Below are 16,026 nucleotides of genomic sequence, written 5' to 3'. Positions count from 1 at the left end.
CCAAATGCAGTCGATACCCAACGACTACGCCGACCTGTTGACGGGCACACACGTCGCACACATCGGAACGATACTCCCGGACGGCCGACCACACCAAGCGCCCGTTTGGGTCGACTACGACGGCGAGTACCTCTACGTCGGCGGCAAGGCGAACGCAAGGAAGATGAAGAACGTCGACGGCGATCCGAACGTGTCGGTCTCAGTGACCGATTCGGAGGACCCGTATCGGTTCCTTATCATCCAGGGAACGGTGATCGATCATACGACCGAGGACGCGCTCGAATTCATCGACCGGTTGTCCGAGCGATACTGGGGCTGTCCGTATCCGAACGATCGGAACGCCGATCGAAGAAATCTGACCATCGAACCAGACCACGTCGTCGCACAGACGATCGACCGACCGGACCCATAAACGCGCCGCCCCACGGCTAACCCGGCCCTACTCGTTCATGAACTCGCTGGCCTGCGGCTCGGTCGGGTCGACCGGCACCTCAACGAGAAATGGGGACGTCGACGAGAGACCGTCGGCGATCGCATCCGAGAGCTCCCCCGGAGTTCGGACACGGGTACTGGAAACGCCCATACCTTCGGCGATCGAAATGAAATCGAGCGGGGCGTTCGACCACCCGTACTCGTCGGGGTCGAGTTCGTAACGTCGTCCGGCCTCCTCGCTGATGATCGCATAATCGTTGTTGTTCAACACGACGACAGTGACGGGAATCCCCTCGGCGGCGAGCGTATGTAGCTCGTGTATACACATCATGAGGCCGCCGTCGCCGGTCACCGCGACGACCGGCATCTCCGGGTTCGCGAACTGCGCGCCGATCGCCGACGGGAGGCCCGTACCCATCGTCGCCCACGACCCCGGGTTGACGTACCGACGCGGCCCGTAGGCGTCGAAAACGTTGAGTCCCCACACGCGGAAGCCGCCCGCGTCGACGGCGACGATCGCCTCCCGTGGGAGTGCCTCGCGAACCGTCTGGAGCGCGCGAACCGACGTGATCGGTGGCATGTCGTCGAGTAACGGCTCGATCCGCCGACTGATGGCTCGCCGAACGTTCGAGGCACGGTCGTCGCCGGCGTTCGAGACGCCAGCTGCAGTGAGTCGGGTATCTAGCATATCGAGCGTCGCGCTCGCGTCGGCCACGATACCTATCGTGAGGTCGTACCCTGTTCCGATGTCGTCGATATCGAGCGCCACATGCACAAGTTGTGTCGGTAGCTCGACGGTGAAACCGCGGGTCGCGACGGCGTCGAGATCCGACCCCACCACGAGGCCGACGTCGGCCGTTCGCATGAGCGAGAGAAGTTCCGGGGACGCACTGGCGCTCAACACGCCCGCGCTCAGCTCGTGGTCTTCCGGAAAGACGCCTTTTCCTTTGTACGTAGTCACGACGGGCGAACGGAGCCGTTCGGCGACCTTCCTAAGTGACGACGCTGCGTTTGAGGCACGAACGCCACCACCGGCGATGAGTATGGGATCGTCAGCTGCTGCGAGTAAGTCGACGGCCGCCGCAAGCGGCTCCTCGGGAGGATGGTGGACGCCCTCGTCGTCGTCTTCGTCGATATCCACCTGTGTCACGTCCATCGCGAGGTGGGGTTTTGGGATGCCGACTCGGACGGGACCTCGGGGCGAGGAGCGAGCGATACTGATGGCCCGGTCGACGGTCGCAGCAACGCTGTTGGGATTCGTCACAATGAGGTTCTCCTTGAGGATTGGATCGTACGTATCCGGCGGCGTCTCGTGGATCGCATCACCACCCCGAAGCCTCGGATCAGTTTCGATAGCGACGTGTAACATCGGCGTACAGTCGTTGAGCGCGTTCTTCAAACCGTTCATCGCGTTCATATCACCCGGACCCGGGATGACGACCGTCGCGGCCATCCGACCGCTGGTTTCGGCGTACCCCCATGCCTGGTGGGTGACCGCGGTCTCGTGGCGGGCGACGATGAAATCGATTCCATCGCGGTGCTCAATGGCTTCGTTCAGTGGTAGCGACTGCTTTCCCGGGATTCCGAAGACGGTGTCGATTCCGCGTTCGATCATCCGTTCAGTTACGGCTCGACCGACGATCATACACAGACTCCCGCCCACGCCGTCTTAACGGTACGGTACCACCGACGTGGAGAGCGCGGCGGATCGGTCAGAGGTCGATGATCACGTTTCTGTCTGCGGAGATTTCGGCGGTCGTTCCCGGCGGGAGCAGCGACGTACAACCGGGTTCCTCGAGGAGGGCTGGACCTTTGAGTCGTTGTCCGCCCTCGAGGACGGATCGGCCGTAGATCGGCGTCGATCGGAATCCCCTGTCATCGAAGTACACGTTTCGCTCGTCGTGTGCGGCGACAGCGGATCTGCCGGATGACGCGGCGAGAGTTGGCGTTTCGGCTGTTCCGGTCTCGCGAAGCGTGACGACTTCGATCGGTTCGTTGCGCATTGCGTAGCCGTACAGCTGCTCGTGACGGTCGTGGAATCGGGCGACGGTCGTCGAGACGGTGGTATCAGTGACCGACTCACCGGCGAACGGGATGGTCTGTTCGTACGATTGGCCGGCGTATCGGGCGTCTATGGCGTAGCTGATCTCGATCTCGTCAGGAGCGACGTCCTGCGCGTCGAACCGACTGCGAAGCGTCGTCTCCATCGCATCGAACTGAGACCGAATACGTTCCACATCGATCGACTCGCCGCGATACGCCTGGGATTCGTCCAGTCGGACGTCGGCGAGCAAGAGTCCCCTGGCGGAGAACACGCCGGGACTCTGCGGGAGCACGACCGATTCCATATCCATCTGCCGACCGACTGCGGCCGCCTGCAGCGGCCCGGCCCCGCCGAAGGCGACCAGCGAAAACTCCGCTGGGTCCCGACCCCGTTCAACGGTGACCTTCCGGATCTGCCGACTCATCTTCGCGTTCGCCACTTTGAGAACGCTCAGCGCGGCATCCTCGATCGATTCGTCCAGCGGATCGGCGATCACGCGTCCGAAGCGCTCGCGTGCTCGGTCGGCGGCCGTCGACATGTCCCCATCGAGGAATGCGTCCGGATCGATCCGCCCCAAAACGAGGTTCGCGTCGGTGACGGTCGGATCGGTGCCGCCGCGGTCGTAGCAAATCGGCCCCGGATCGGCGCCCGAACTCTGCGGACCGACCCGGAGGCCACCCCCCTCGTCGATCCAGACGATGCTTCCGCCACCGGCACCGACGGTGTGAATATCGATCATCGGGGTGTTTATCGGGAGGTCATTGATTTCTCCGTCTGTCGAGCGGATGATGTCCCCGTCGGCGACGATACTGACGTCGGTGCTCGTCCCACCCATATCGAGTCCGATGACGTTGTCAAGCGATTCGGTCCGACACACGTCGCGGGTCGCGACGGCGCCAGCGGCGGGACCCGAAAGTACCGTCCGAATCGCGAAGTCGATCGCCTGTTGAGTCCCGAAGATACCGCCGCCGGAGTGCATGATGTTGAGCGGGACCTCGAGGTTCCGTGCGGCGATGCCGTCGTCGAGACGGGCAAAGTAGTCCTGAATCGTGATTTTGACGGCCTCGTTGAGGACCGTCGTCACGGTCCGATCGTACTCGCGGCGTTCGGGATACACCGCCGAGGAAAGCGTGTACGGGACGGACGTCGTCTCCTCGATGATCTCGCCGATTCGTCGCTCGTGGGTATCGTTGAGGTGCGAAAAGAGCATCGAGACGACGATAGAGTCGACGTCCCCGTCGGCCAACGACGTGACGACCTCGCGAACCTGCGCTTCGTCGAGCGGGTCGACGACGGAACCGGTCGCGTCGAGACGACCAAGAACCTCTCGGCGCCGCCGCCGTGGGATCAACACCGGCGGTTTCTCCGCCTGCAGATCGTACATCTCCGGGCGAGTCTGATCGCCGATCTCGAGGACGTCCCGCAGCCCCTCGTTTGTTATCAACCCGAGCGTCGGCATCTCGCCTTCCAACACCGCGTTCGTGCCGACGGTCGTACCGTGGCTCAAAAATGACACCGCTTCCGGCTCCGTCCCAGTCTGTGCGAGGATTTTGTCGATCCCCCGCAACACCCCTTCGTCGAAATTCGGTGGCGTCGAGGGGGTCTTCGTCACGTGAACGTCCTCGGAATCGGTGTCGTACAGCACCACGTCGGTGAACGTCCCGCCCGTATCGACACCGATTCGGGCGGTCATCGTGACACCTCGCCGTCGGCTGCGGCCTCCGAACGAATCTCCTCGCGGTGGGCGTTCGTGGCGTCGCAGTCGACCGTTTCACCGTCATCGGAGAGGATGACCGAGTACGCTTGCTTTGCCCGCTCGGTCGATACTTTGCCGTCGAGAACGTCGTCGAGGACCGCATCGGGGTCGCGTTCTATCGGATCGCCGTAGCCGCCCCCACCCGGAGTTCGAATGCTCACCACGTCGCCAGGGTCGAGTTTCGTCGTCGACTTCGAGCCGAGTTCTGTCTCCTCGCCCGTATCGGGGTTTCGAACGAATTTCGAAGGCTGTGCGCTCCGTCCGCCGAACACGCCCCACGGTCTCGATCGTGTTCGATCCGTCAGAAGCGAAAACGAAGCGCTGTGGTCGTAGAATTCGAGGTCTCGCCGGATACCGAGACCACCGCGCTGTCGGCCGGCACCCTCCGAATCAGCGATCAACTCGTAGCGACGGACGTAGAGTGGAATTTCCGATTCCAGCTCTTCGATCGGGCTGTTAGCGGTGTTTTGAAAGTGCGTCTGGACGCCGTCCATTCCGTCCTTCGTCGCCCGCCCGCCGTACCCGCCGGCGACCGTCTCGTAGTAGACGTACTCACCGTCGTCACGCGGATCGGTCCCGCCGTATGCGACGTTACACACCATCCCCTTCGTCGCGCCGATAGTTCGTTCGGGGACGGCATCCGCGAGCGCCTTCGTCACCAGGTCGCCCGCGCGCATCGGGATCTCCCAGCCGCCGGCGACGGGTGCGTTCTCCCCCGGGTTCACCATCGTCCCCTCCGGCGTGATTATCTCGAAGGGGCGGTAGAAGCCGTCGTTTTTCGGGAGATCTGTGCCGATGAACGCCATGATGACAGACATCGTCCCGGCGAACGCCATCGCAGGAGTGCAGTTCAGCGGGCCGACGTTCTCGGGCGCCGTTCCCGTGAAGTCGATCGTCATCTCGTCGCCGTCGACGGTGAGCGCGAGTCGTAACCGGACGGGCTCGTCGACGATCCCGTCGCCGTCCATGTGATCTTCTGCGGCGTAGTGGCCGTCAGGAAGGTCCGATATCGCCGCCCGAACCCGCCGCTCCGTGTACTCAAGGAGTTCGTCGAGATACGTTTTGACCCCCGCGTGTCCATAGGAGTCGTACAGATCGCCGAATCGCTCCTCGCCGATTCGGTTGGCACCAAGTTGTGCCTGGTAGTCACCCCGACGCATCTGGGGACTCCGGACGTTCCGAAGCACGAGGGAGAGCACGTCGTCGTCGTACTCCCAGTCACGGACCGCACGCACGCCCGGAATGATGAGCCCCTCGGCGTACAGTTCGGTGCTGTCGTTCGGGATTCCACCGGGGGTCCCACCGCCGATATCGACGTGGTGGGCGGAGTTCGCAGCGTATCCAACGATCTCGTCGTGATAAAACAGCGGCGAGATGAGCATCACATCGGGTAGGTGGACGGCCCCCTTGTCAGGATCGTTGATCAGGATTCCGTCGCCCGGGTCGAGATTGTCCTCCCAGTCGGGGACGTTCTTCGGGACGACAGAAACGAGCGAACCGATGTGTTGAGGGGCGATATCGTGTTGGGCGATATGGCGGAGGTCCGCATCGAACAGCGCGCACGTATGATCGCGCCGTATCTTGATGTTCGTCGAGTACGCGGTCCGCTGTAACGTTACACCCATTTCCTCCACGATGCTTTTCAACGAGTGTCTAAAGATCTCGAGCTCACCGGTGTCGACCATACCGTATGATCAACATCCCAGCTGATAAATGCACAGGGCGGCCGGAATACCACCGTAAGACGGCCGTTCACTACCGATACCGCTTAGACCGATCACTCCTCACGGACGGTTACTCGTCCGACGGTGGCCCGGTCCACGTCGCACCGTTGTCCTGTGGCTCGTAATCGAGAATGTCGCGGTTGTGATCGAGGTCGACCCACCGGGCGTCGTTACCGCTGACGCCCCAGAAAACGTCGAATTCGACGGTTTCGTCGGTGAGACACGCCTCGATCAACTGGTTGAGATCGCGGTGGGAGAGCCACGTTGCCTTCAGTCGATCGGCCATGTACTCGTAATCCTTGCTGTCCCGTTCCCACAGCCCCTCCTCGACGCCCTCCTCGGCGAGGCCGTACGGATGATCGTGTTCGGCGTCGCGGACGCTTTTGATCCGAAGCGAGTAAAACCGGTTGGGATACTCGCGCGTGTTCGTCCCGAACGCCGGGTGGACCGATCCCAGTGGGCTCTCGTGGCTTTCGACGTAGAGGCGACCGAGCGCCTCGCCGAACACCTTCGACAGTCCGTAGAACGAATCGGGTCGGACGGGCGTTTCGTGGTCGATCTCGAGATCGTAAGCGGGGTCGTAGATCTCGGGGGCAAAGTCGAGTTCGTACATCCCGACCGTGTGGATCGACGACGCGAAGACGAACCGTTCGACTCCGGCGTCTGCGGCCGCTTCGAGGACGTTGTACGTGCCGATTACGTTCGCCCGGAGAATCTCGTCCCACGACGCGCTGAGATCGACCAGCGCCGCGAGGTGGATCACCGCGTCTTTGTCTTCGAAATGCGGTCGGATGTCGTCGTAGTCGGTGATGTCCGCGACGACGGTCTCGCGCTCCGGGTGGTCTTCGACGTCGAGACGGGCGAACGTGAACTCCGGTCGGTCACCGATCCCCGAGAGGATCGCCTCGCCGACGGTGCCGTTGGCACCGGTGAGCAGTATATCCATAGTCAATCGAAAGGAGTTCCGAACCGACATATACGTTCGGATACCACCTAAGAGGGCCACAGAGGTTTCACAGCGAAGAATCAGACTTCCATCGTCGTCGCGAGTGTCCACGTCGCTGGGTGTGCCCCGTCAGTACGGCGGGAATCCGGGGCGGGAAACGTCGGGATCGGTTCGAACGTCGAGTACCAGTGGCTTCGATGACGCAGACCGGAGGTGTCCGTCGATCGCATCAAATCCGTCGAGCGAGCGGACGGTCTCGGCACGAGCGCCAAGTCCGCGCGCGACAGTTGCAAAATCCGGGCTTTCGTAGTCGGCAGCTGTCTGACGGCCGTACTCAAGCTGCTGGCGATGTCGAATGATCCCGTAGCTTTCGTCGTTCAGGACGATCACGATGATCGGAAGTCCGAGACGTGAGGCGGTTTCGATGTCCTGGACGACCTGTAATAATGACCCGTCACCCGCATAACAGACGACGGTTCGGTCCGGGGCGGCGACCTGTGCACCCAAAGCAGCCGGGAGCGCGTAGCCCATCGTTCCAAAGTTCCCGTTTACCAGCATCCGTCCGTCGGCGCCCATCGGGTGAAACACTGCCGGGAAGCCGGTGTTGTTACCGGAGTCGATCGTGACGATCGAATCGTCGGGGATGCGGGCGGCGACCTCACGGGTCGCCTCACGGGGGTCGAGCACACCGTCGGGCGACGAGGGTTCGAATTCGAAGCCGTTCTCGGCCCGTTCGACGATCCCTTTTACCCGTTCGGTCCGGTCGGGGACCGGGGCGATCCGCTCGGTCAACGCGTCGACAGTGGCGGCCGCGTCGCCCAGAAGTGACACCGACGGGGACCGATAGCGTGCGATCGCGTCGGGATCGATGTCTATCTGGATCACGTCGGCGTCGGCGTACAGATCACCGTATCGGGTCACCTTGCCGGACAGCTGTGCCCCGGCGGTGACGACGACGTCGGCGTCCCAAAGCAGTTCGTCATTCGCGGGCGACATGAACGTCCCCGCGATCCCCGAATACAGCGGTGCATCCGCATCGAAGAGACCCTTCCCGAAGTACGTAACCGCGATCGGGGCACCGAGCCGTTCGGCAAGCGAGGAGAGCGCGTCGGCCGCCTGGGACGCCATCGCGCCGCCACCGGCCAAAATGACTGGCGATTCGGCATTGTCGAGTAGTTCGACGGCCTCGACCACAACGGACGGGTCCGGCGAGGTTCGCTGTGACAGGACCGGTTTGGGACGGTAGGTCGCCTCGGGGGCGTCGGCCGTCTGGACGTCCGAAGGGATTTCCACGATCGCGGGACCGTGTTGTGTTCGTGCCTTTCCGAACGCGCGTCTGATCGTCTCGGGTGCAGTTTCGATCGACTCGATCCGCGTCTGGTAAACTGATATCGGACGGGTAAAAGATTGGTGGTCGAGATACTGGAGTGACGTCTCCCGGCCCTCTATCCCGGTGTCTCCGACGATGATCATGAGCGGAACGTTGTCGCGGTCCGCGGCTGCGATCCCGGTCGCACCGTTCGTGACACCTGGTCCGTGGGTCAGCGTACAGACACCGACCGAGCCGGTCGTCCGGGCGTACGCGTCAGCCATCGTGACGGCGACCTGTTCGTGGCGCGCGTAGGCGAACTCGATATCGTGGTCGTTGACCCGATCGAGAAGGTGGGCGTTCCCCTCTCCGATGAGGCCAAAGAGGGTCGACGTTCCTTCAGCTTCGAGAGCCTCCAGAATGTAATCGCTTCCCGTGGCTGGACTCTCACCTGTCATTACGTTGGATGTGCACCGCACACATAAATAGGCGTTCCGACGGGTGGCGTGAGCGAGACCGCGACGCTCGATGGGGGATACGTTTTTGCCAGAACCCGCCAAACGACAGGTAGCCACATGAAAAGACCCATCGATCATGTCGTTTTCGCTGGACGGGATCTGGACGTGCTGCAAGAATCGTTCGAAGCCGCCGGGTTCGAGACCGCCTACGGCGGCACGCACTCGAACGGCATCACCCACATGCATCTCATCGGATTCGGTAATCGATCGTACATCGAACTCATCTCCAAGAACGATCCGAACGGAACCGCCCCGTGGTGGAACGAGCAGATCGATTCCGACGCGGGCGCGACCGCGTGGTCGATCACCGTCGACGACATCGCCGCGCGCAGCGAAGAACTCGCCGCGGAGGGGATAGATATCGAGGGACCGACGAAGTTTTCCAGGGACCGGCCCGACGGGAAGAGCGTCGAGTGGGAGCTGACGATCGTCGGCGGGCGACCACAGGGAACGCCGCTCCCGATGTTGGAGATGGATCACACCCCGCTTGAGTGGCGGGTCGATATCACCACGGATCCGAAGACGACGGGGATCATGGGGTTGACCGACGTGGTGATCGGGACCGATCGGTTCGACGAGACGGTCGAAGCGTTCGAGGAGTTCTACGACGGAGCCGAAGCCGAGATCCGACGCGAGGAGGCGTTCGGTGCGCGGGTCGCCTCGATCGGGGGGACGGCCGCGACGATCGCCGAACCGCTCGAAGATGATTCGTGGCTGGCAGAGCGGATCGACCGCCACGACGCGCTGTTACCGTGTGCGTTTCTCGTCGAGGCGACCGACGTCGACGCACTCGAAGAACAGTTCGAAATCGACGAGCAGACCGCGTGGGGTGACGATACGGTGTACTGGTTCGACGTCGACATCGACGGTCGGTTCGGTTCGATCGATCGCTCCTGATCGCGGACCCCTACCGGCTCTTGCTCCCCCAGCCGAACGCGATCCAGCCACCGTCGAGCGTTAAAACTTCGCCAGTCATGTAGTGCTCACCCGCGGCCAGAAAGGCCGCACAGTTGTTGACCGCCTCGTGCGTGCCGAACCTACCGAGTGGGGTCCTGTTTTCGATGTGTTCGTCCGCGTACTCGTAGTAGGGCCACTCAGGGTGGTCCTCGATCGATTCCCCCCACGGCGCTTCCGCCAATCTTGTTCTGATGTAGCCGGGGGCGAGCGCGTTCACCTGCACGCTGCCATCGGCGAGTTCGACGGCGACGTTTCGAGTGAGGTTCTCGATACCGGCTTTCGACGCGTTGTACGGTGCACGGCCTTGCACGCCACCGCTACCGTAGATGCTGCTCATATTGATTATCTGGCAGTCGTCGTCGGTGTCGAGCATGTGTTCGCCAGCGACCTGACAGCCGAAAAACGTCCCCGTGAGATTCGTCTCGATGACGGAGCGCCACTCCGCTGGTGTCTGCTCGATGAGCGGCTTTTCGACCGTGGTGCCGGCGTTGTTTACCATTATGTCGATCGAACCGTACGTCTCGACGGCCGTCTCGATGAGTTCGATCACGTCCGCTTTTCGGGTTACATCCGCACCCACGCCGATCGACTCACCACCGGAGTCACGGATCGCCTCCGCAGTGGCCGCTGCCCGTTCCGTAGACCGTGCGTTCGTGACGACGTTCGCTCCCTCTTCGGCGAATCGCTCCGCGATCCCCTGTCCGAGTCCCGTGCTCGACCCGGTGACTACGGCGGTCTTTCCAGCTAAGCGTTTCATGCGTTTTCGAGACAAGCGCTATCGATACATAAAACAATTACGCCGGAGAGTTCCCTCCCCGAAATCTTTAGTATATATTTTGGTACGAGTAAATAAATATAAGTGAAAGTATATTAACTTATAAGTAACAATTTTATTATATTTATCGGATGAGGTCAGTACACTACCTACATCCCGGGGGGAAGAACGAGAAACTAACCGAACACGTACAGGACACTTCAGACGTGAGCGATAGCGGGTAAAGCAAACAGATCGGAGACCATCGGTTCATTTCGGAGTGATCAGGCGGTTCGTACGTAGTGGAACGGCACTGTTTAGTTAATCCAACTGAGAAGCGAGCAGTTCGTTGGTGGCTCCGACTATCAGACATCGTTCAATCGATTAGGATGGGACGATCGGCCCGACGTAATCGGGCCGAACTGGTCGAAGAGTGGTTCCACACGCAACATAGGAGTTGATTGCTTCCGTAATCCGTGGATGAGTGGTCAAGCACACGCGGATCTATTGAACAGCTTGCGCATTCCTGCAATCACTGCAGACCGTATCAATCGCTCGACGGACGAACGCCAGCCGACAAGGTCCTAAACTGGGCGGTACCAGTGGAACCCACTTCTAATGATATTAATTCATCATATATGCGAACAGTGCCGAAATCACATATAAATATTAATAACAGGATTACTTATAAGTCTGCATGCCTGTCGTCCTCGACATCTGCCAACCCCTCCGGCGAGAGTTCCTCCATCCGGCCGGCGAGCGTGGCCGCGTCCCCGGCGACCGTCGCCGGATCGACACCGGCTTCGTTCGAGACGATCCGAACGTGCGTCGCGAGCAACGACAACGCCTGTAGCCCCTCCTGTTCGGGATCATCGGCGGTCTGGGCGAACGTCGTATCGGCGGTCTCGCCGTCGCGAATGACACCCAGATAAAACGCGGTGATCGACTCGTCGTCCAGTAGTTCCCGTGCGTTCTGTCGCTCGTCGTCGAACGCCTTCTCAGAATCGTCTGCCATACTGGTCATCCGGGGGCGGAACGCAAAAAGGCGTGGGGAGCGCGGATCGTGAACGGCACGGCCTGACACACAATCCGACCGCGTGTTCGTTCGCGTTACGCCACGAGCCTTTAACTAACCCCGGCGGACAGAACGGAACGGATGGACGTTGATATACCGATAGTACCCAATCCGGTACCGCCGGACGACCACGGGGCGTGGTACGCTCCCGACGTGCACGACCAGTACGAGATCGTTCCGGGCGTCGTCGCGACGGTCGAAGCGGACGGGAGCGGGTTTTCCTACGACGTTCGCGAGCCGTCGCTTTCGGCCTCGGACGCAGCGGATCTGCGAGCCGTTTCGGAGCACTTCGCCGACGCGAAGTTGCGTCGACCGCGAACCCGACAGGGGACCGCAGAGCGGTTCGAAGCCGGCTTCGACGAGCGGTACGAGCGAATCATCGATCGCATCACGTCGTGTCGACCTGCTGGGCGTCGGCGCCTCGAATACCACGCGCTCGCCGAGTTGCGATGTCTGGGAACGCTGACGCCGCACGCACTCGACACGAAGGTGGAAGTCAGTGACGATACCGCGGACGAACTGGCGGTTCACCTCACCGATTACGCTCCCGCCAAAACGGGCATCGAGGACGCGACGTTCGCCGAACGTTTCACCGCCGAGCGGATCGAGCGCTACACCGTCGAGTTCGCCGGCTACGAACTCCCGGTCGTGCGATACCGCGAACGGGTCCTCGGCGGCGACCCCTTCGAGCGGAAATACGCGGTGCTCGAGCCAGATCGGCTCCCCGGCGACGACGAACTCATCGCCGAATGTAAAGCCCAGATTTGGGACGGTGGCGTCGACGGAATCGGTGACGAGGCGGCGTTCGAGGACCGCCTAGGGGCCGTCCGGGAGCGGAGTCGACAGCTCGTGTCGAGACGGCTGGGGGCGACGAACACCGACACGTGGATTCGGACGCTCCGACACGGGGCGAACGCAACGCTCGCCGCGTACGATCTCGCCGTCTCATCGGTCGATCGACGGTTTTCGGACGATCGAATCGACGACCTCGTCTATTACGTTCTGCGGGATCTGATCGGCTACGGACAGCTCACGATCCCGATCCGGGATCCGAACTTGGAAGACATCGAGGCGAACCGCGTCGGGGAGCGCATCAAAGTCGTTCCCCGCGGAAGCGGGCGCGAGCCGACCAACCTGGCCTTCGAGTCCGAAACCGCGTTCGTCAACGTGGTCACCCAATTAGCCGCGGACGACGGCGTGGAACTCTCGGCGAACCGACCGACCGCGAAGATCACGATCGAACCCGACGGGCTCGACCAGCCGATTCGATGTGCCGTCGCGCTCCCGGCGGTATCGGAGGGGGGGCCGCACGTCTCCATCAGAAAACAGGCCCCGGAGGCGCTTACTCCGGTCGATCTGATCGACTCCGGTTCGATCTCGACTGCGCTCGTTACGCTCCTTTGGATGCTGTACAAACACGCCGGTGTCGTGCTTTTTTCCGGGCCGACGGGCGTCGGAAAGACCACGCTACTCAACGCACACCTGCCGTTCGTCGATTACGATGCCCGGCCGATAAGTATCGATAGCGGGGCGAAAGACGTGCACGTCCCGCACGAGACCGGCGTGTCGCTCGTGAGCCGCGAACACCGAGACGAGTTCAAGGGGGTCTCGGTATCTGATCTACTGACCGAGACGGGTGATCTGAATCCGGATATCGACGTCATCGCCGAAATCGATGCCTCGGCATCCTTCGACGCCTTCGGGTCGGTGCTGCGGACCGGACGCGGTATGTTGGGGACCACGCGGGCCGAGAACGTCGACGCGTTTCTCAATCGACTCGTCGAAAAGGGACTCCCGACCCACCTGCTGTCGAAGATCGACCTCATCGTGGTTCCCACGCACGTGGATGGTGACCGCTACGTCGAGACGGCGGTCGAAGTGCTCTCCGAGGACGAAGCCGAGCAGTTAGTCTGCCCGACCGAGACGGTAGCCGCGCCGGGAGGTGCGATCCACTACAACCGGGTCGCACATCGAACCGCAGAGGACGGGTGGACGTTCGCCTACCGACATCCGAAACTCGGCGATCCGACGAGCACGCGGGAGTTGCGGACACTCGATCGGCTCGCGACGCGAACGAACCGCGTCGTATCGGACGTCGAAGCGGAGTTTCACCGAAAGCACGGGTACGTTGAGTACCTGGTTCGCGAGGGGATCTCCGATCACGACGCGTTCTTTGGGTTCTTGAACGATCTTCGGACGAACGAGGCGGCGACCGTAGAGCGGATCCATCGACAAAGAGACGACGATGAGTAACCGCCGGACCGACTCGGTGACGGCGCGGATCGATCGGCGGGTGTACGCGCTGTTTTCGCGACACGCGGATCGCGCACGTCACGGCATCGATCGGGAGCGATACCGGGGAACTAACCTCCCGATCACGTTCGAACTGTATCTCGCGCGGCTCTACGCCCTCTCGTGGGTCATCGGCGCGTGTGTCGGTGGGGTGGTGCTCGTGGTCGGGCACGCTTCGGCCGGTCCGGCACTCGTCAACGTCGTGGGCGTTCTTCCGGGAGATAGTCCCGTTCTGGCTCTCTCGCCGGGATACGTCGTGAGCACCGTCGCCGCCGGCTGCGGAGCGCTCGCAAAGCGCCTCACGATCACGGCGGGAGGTACGTACCTCCGGTGGCGGTCGAACGCCCGGCGGGCGAGCATCGAACGCACCGTCACGGGGGCGGTTCGCTACCTGCGGACGCTCGCCGACGGGAGCGACAGTCGACGGGAGATGCTCCGGAGTGTCGCGTCGCGGGACGCGTACGGCGAGACTGGAGTTGCGCTCGAACGGGTGCTCGAAACGGCTGTGCTGACGGGGAGCCTCGATACCGGTCTCCGACGTGTCGCCAAAGATACGCCGTCGAGAGAGCTCCTATCGCCGTTCCTGTTACAGTTCCGCAAGCACGCCAGCCAGGGATCGGACTCGCTCGAGGAGTATCTCCGGATGAAGTCACAGCTGTTGTCGCACCGACGCTCGCGGGCTCGCCAGCGGTCCGGCGACTACCTCGAGTTGCTCGCCGAGCTGTTCGTCGTGTTGCTCGTCTTGCCCGCGCTGATCGTCGTGGCCGTGACAGTGCTTGGCGTGCTCACTCCGGGGCTGTCGTCGACGGTCGATCTCGGGATCGCGGGTGAACCGACGCTCCGATCGGTGCTGGTCTACGGGAGCGTGACGTTCATCATCGGGGTCGGCCTGTGTGCCGCACTCCTCGTCTCGGAACTGCGGCCGTCGACGCACGGCCGGAGCTACGAGCGACCGGCGGGCGTCGACACGATACGGACGACAACGACGAATCCGGCGAGCGCAGCGTTCGCGTTCGCGTTCCCCGCCGTGGTTGTGGCGTGGCTCCTGTGGCTGCTCGACGCGCCGGCCGCAAACGTCGTCCTGTTGAGCTACGCCGCATACGGGTTTCCGGTCGGTGCTGTCGCGGTAAAACGCGAGCAGTTCGACGACGCGATGGATCGGTCGCTGCGCGATTTCGTGTACGTCGTCGCCGGACACGTGGGGCTCGGGAAACCGTTCGCCGCCGCGGTCGAGGCGGTCGCCGGTGAGGAGAGCTTCGGCCCGCTGCACGGCGACGTCGAGGATCTCGCCTTCCGACTCGGACTGACGACCGGGACCGACGGGACGGCCACCCAGCGGGAGGCGCTCGATCGGTTCGCCGAACGTATCGGAACGCCGCTGGCAGCGCAGACCGTCGGGCTGCTCACCGGTGCGTTAGAGGTCGGCAGCGACGTCGAGACCACGTTCGAGGCGCTGCAGGTCGAGGTTGGCTCGCTGTACCATCGGCGAAAGAAACTTCGATCGGCGATGTTGGTCTACGTCGTCATCGGATGGACGCTGGCGATAGTGATCATCGGCCTCGTCGTCGCCGTGAACGCGTACGTCCTCGACGGAATGGCACATCTGGCGACTGCTCCCCAAAGCGTCGCGGTCGACGTCGAACGCGATAGCTGGCGATCCTATCTCGTCACGCAGGCGACGATGCTCGCGTGTGGCTGGTTCGCCGGCGTCGCCTCCCGAGGGCGCTATGAGGCGCTGTTGCACTCGTCGGCGCTCGTCGTGATCTGCTATCTGGTCTTCGCGGGGGCCGGGATGGGCTGAGAGCGCGTGCATCGGGTCACGGACGGTGATCGAGTGCCGGGAGGGAGAGCATACACATATTCGTGTATAACAAAACGAACCCACAACCGTTTTGACGCACGAACGCGCTTTCTCACGTATGACCGCCTACACCGCGACCGTGATCGTTCGGCTGAAACGGGGTGTCCTCGATCCCGAAGCCGAAACCACGAAGCAGGCGCTCGAACGGCTCGGGTTCGAACTCGAAGATCTCCGATCGGCAGACCGATTCGAGGTAGACCTGGATGCCGACGATCTCGCCGCCGCTGAATCGCGAGCCACCGAGATGGCAGAGCGGCTGTTGGCGAATCCGACCATCCACGACTACGAAGTCGAGATCGCCGAGGCGTAGATGACCGTTTCGCTCACCACGATCAGAACGCTCGATTCGCCCACGGGA

At 62.4% G+C, this 16,026-nt stretch carries 12 protein-coding genes; 5 read left to right on the top strand and 7 right to left on the bottom strand.

Translation table 11 applies throughout. The features are described 5' to 3' along the window. Nucleotides 1-4: 4 nt before the first annotated feature. Nucleotides 5-412: a PPOX class F420-dependent oxidoreductase gene (locus R6U53_RS09430; protein ID WP_410322111.1), complete on the top strand. Its 408-nt coding sequence runs from the start codon at nt 5-7 to the stop codon at nt 410-412. A 27-nt stretch (nt 413-439) separates the two neighbouring features. On the opposite strand, the gene R6U53_RS09425 is transcribed toward R6U53_RS09430, so the two are convergent. The 5 genes from R6U53_RS09425 to R6U53_RS09405 all read right to left on the bottom strand — a co-directional run bounded on the left by R6U53_RS09425 (nt 440) and on the right by R6U53_RS09405 (nt 8,669). Then, on the bottom strand, nt 440-2,077 hold the full coding sequence (locus R6U53_RS09425) for a thiamine pyrophosphate-binding protein (protein WP_410322110.1): 1,638 nt from the start codon (nt 2,075-2,077) through the stop codon (nt 440-442). 67 nt (nt 2,078-2,144) lie between these two features. Beyond that, nucleotides 2,145-4,169 (bottom strand): hydantoinase/oxoprolinase family protein, encoded by a 2,025-nt coding sequence (locus tag R6U53_RS09420; RefSeq protein ID WP_410322109.1) that lies wholly within the window; start codon nt 4,167-4,169, stop codon nt 2,145-2,147. Beyond that, complete coding sequence (locus R6U53_RS09415) at nt 4,166-5,917, bottom strand: hydantoinase B/oxoprolinase family protein (RefSeq protein ID WP_410322108.1); 1,752 nt, start codon at nt 5,915-5,917, stop codon at nt 4,166-4,168. Before R6U53_RS09415 ends, R6U53_RS09420 begins: the two co-directional genes overlap by 4 nt. 109 nt (nt 5,918-6,026) lie before the next feature. Continuing rightward, nucleotides 6,027-6,902 carry an NAD-dependent epimerase/dehydratase family protein gene (locus R6U53_RS09410; RefSeq protein WP_410322107.1) on the bottom strand — a complete coding sequence of 292 codons (876 nt, stop codon included), beginning with the start codon at nt 6,900-6,902 and terminating at the stop codon, nt 6,027-6,029. Between the two features lie 129 nt (nt 6,903-7,031). Further along, on the bottom strand, nt 7,032-8,669 hold the full coding sequence (locus R6U53_RS09405) for a thiamine pyrophosphate-binding protein (protein WP_410322106.1): 1,638 nt from the start codon (nt 8,667-8,669) through the stop codon (nt 7,032-7,034). A 117-nt stretch (nt 8,670-8,786) separates the two neighbouring features. Between R6U53_RS09405 and R6U53_RS09400 the strand changes: the two genes are divergently transcribed. Next, complete coding sequence (locus R6U53_RS09400; RefSeq protein WP_410322105.1) at nt 8,787-9,626, top strand: VOC family protein; 840 nt, start codon at nt 8,787-8,789, stop codon at nt 9,624-9,626. A gap of 10 nt (nt 9,627-9,636) precedes the next feature. Here R6U53_RS09400 and R6U53_RS09395 read toward each other — a convergent pair whose 3' ends face one another. Both R6U53_RS09395 and R6U53_RS09390 read right to left on the bottom strand, forming a co-directional pair. Beyond that, nucleotides 9,637-10,443 carry an SDR family NAD(P)-dependent oxidoreductase gene (locus R6U53_RS09395; RefSeq protein ID WP_410322104.1) on the bottom strand — a complete coding sequence of 269 codons (807 nt, stop codon included), beginning with the start codon at nt 10,441-10,443 and terminating at the stop codon, nt 9,637-9,639. A 682-nt stretch (nt 10,444-11,125) separates the two neighbouring features. Continuing rightward, nucleotides 11,126-11,455, bottom strand: a complete 330-nt coding sequence (locus R6U53_RS09390; protein WP_410322103.1) for a hypothetical protein — start codon at nt 11,453-11,455, stop codon at nt 11,126-11,128. A 141-nt stretch (nt 11,456-11,596) separates the two neighbouring features. Here R6U53_RS09390 and R6U53_RS09385 point away from each other — a divergent pair, with 141 nt between their 5' ends. The 3 genes from R6U53_RS09385 to purS all read left to right on the top strand — a co-directional run bounded on the left by R6U53_RS09385 (nt 11,597) and on the right by purS (nt 15,978). Continuing rightward, the gene (locus R6U53_RS09385; protein ID WP_410322102.1) at nt 11,597-13,768 is read left to right on the top strand and encodes a type II/IV secretion system ATPase subunit; all 2,172 of its coding nucleotides are present in this window, start codon (nt 11,597-11,599) and stop codon (nt 13,766-13,768) included. Continuing rightward, nucleotides 13,761-15,608: a type II secretion system F family protein gene (locus R6U53_RS09380; RefSeq protein ID WP_410322101.1), complete on the top strand. Its 1,848-nt coding sequence runs from the start codon at nt 13,761-13,763 to the stop codon at nt 15,606-15,608. The genes R6U53_RS09385 and R6U53_RS09380 overlap by 8 nt, the downstream gene beginning before the upstream one ends. A gap of 118 nt (nt 15,609-15,726) precedes the next feature. Then, the gene (gene purS / locus R6U53_RS09375) at nt 15,727-15,978 is read left to right on the top strand and encodes a phosphoribosylformylglycinamidine synthase subunit PurS (protein WP_410322100.1); all 252 of its coding nucleotides are present in this window, start codon (nt 15,727-15,729) and stop codon (nt 15,976-15,978) included. Nucleotides 15,979-16,026: the final 48 nt, after the last annotated feature.

It is taken from the genome of Natronomonas sp. (assembly GCF_046483325.1).
Lineage (GTDB): Archaea > Halobacteriota > Halobacteria > Halobacteriales > Haloarculaceae > Natronomonas.
The sequence above is the reverse complement of the archived record's forward strand: the minus strand, read 5'-3'. Positions and strand labels throughout refer to the sequence as shown.

Excerpts from the sequence above, each read along its gene's own strand:
- R6U53_RS09395 (WP_410322104.1), bottom strand. The coding sequence starts at position 10,443 with ATGAAACGCTTAGCTGGAAAGACCGCCGTAGTCACCGGGTCGAGCACG.
- R6U53_RS09380 (WP_410322101.1), top strand. The coding sequence starts at position 13,761 with ATGAGTAACCGCCGGACCGACTCGGTGACGGCGCGGATCGATCGGCGG.
- R6U53_RS09415 (WP_410322108.1), bottom strand. The coding sequence starts at position 5,917 with ATGGTCGACACCGGTGAGCTCGAGATCTTTAGACACTCGTTGAAAAGC.
- R6U53_RS09405 (WP_410322106.1), bottom strand. The coding sequence starts at position 8,669 with ATGACAGGTGAGAGTCCAGCCACGGGAAGCGATTACATTCTGGAGGCT.
- R6U53_RS09430 (WP_410322111.1), top strand. The coding sequence starts at position 5 with ATGCAGTCGATACCCAACGACTACGCCGACCTGTTGACGGGCACACAC.
- R6U53_RS09425 (WP_410322110.1), bottom strand. The coding sequence starts at position 2,077 with ATGATCGTCGGTCGAGCCGTAACTGAACGGATGATCGAACGCGGAATC.
- R6U53_RS09410 (WP_410322107.1), bottom strand. The coding sequence starts at position 6,902 with ATGGATATACTGCTCACCGGTGCCAACGGCACCGTCGGCGAGGCGATC.
- R6U53_RS09390 (WP_410322103.1), bottom strand. The coding sequence starts at position 11,455 with ATGGCAGACGATTCTGAGAAGGCGTTCGACGACGAGCGACAGAACGCA.
- purS (WP_410322100.1), top strand. The coding sequence starts at position 15,727 with ATGACCGCCTACACCGCGACCGTGATCGTTCGGCTGAAACGGGGTGTC.
- R6U53_RS09400 (WP_410322105.1), top strand. The coding sequence starts at position 8,787 with ATGAAAAGACCCATCGATCATGTCGTTTTCGCTGGACGGGATCTGGAC.
- R6U53_RS09420 (WP_410322109.1), bottom strand. The coding sequence starts at position 4,169 with ATGACCGCCCGAATCGGTGTCGATACGGGCGGGACGTTCACCGACGTG.
- R6U53_RS09385 (WP_410322102.1), top strand. The coding sequence starts at position 11,597 with ATGGACGTTGATATACCGATAGTACCCAATCCGGTACCGCCGGACGAC.